The organism is Vibrio sp. 10N.222.49.C9 (assembly GCF_041474985.1).
In the GTDB taxonomy this organism is placed as follows: Bacteria; Pseudomonadota; Gammaproteobacteria; order Enterobacterales; family Vibrionaceae; genus Vibrio; species Vibrio crassostreae_C.
Genome location: NZ_JBFRVD010001328.1, coordinates 1 through 360, shown reverse-complemented (window position 1 = coordinate 360; position 360 = coordinate 1). Strand labels below are relative to the sequence as shown.

Genomic DNA, 360 nt, shown 5'->3' with positions numbered 1-360 from the left:
CACCTTAATCGAACTGATGATTGTCGTCGCTATCATAGGCGTGCTGTCGGCTATCGGCATTCCCATGTACAAAGACTATGTAAAAAAGTCTGAACTGGCTTCAGCAACCGCGACCTTACGCGGATTACTAACCAAAACTGAACTCTATTATTTAGACCAAGGTTCTTTTCCTACCGATCTGACGGATATCAATACGGTATCGAGTGCCGGCGGCAGTATTGGGGAGGTGGGGATTACTGGCAATCAGCTGCAATTCACCTTTAGCTCAACGGGCAGTTCATTAGATGGGGCATCAGTGTCCTTTGCTCGTGACGATACCTCGGGTTGGAGTTGTAGCGTCAGTGGCGCTGTGGGTATTGA

Annotated in this window: 1 protein-coding gene; it reads left to right on the top strand. The window is 48.6% G+C overall.

Annotated features, from left to right (window positions below):
* A partial coding sequence (locus AB4585_RS28140) for a pilin (RefSeq protein WP_372172058.1) occupies positions 1–360 on the top strand: 360 nt, incomplete at both ends.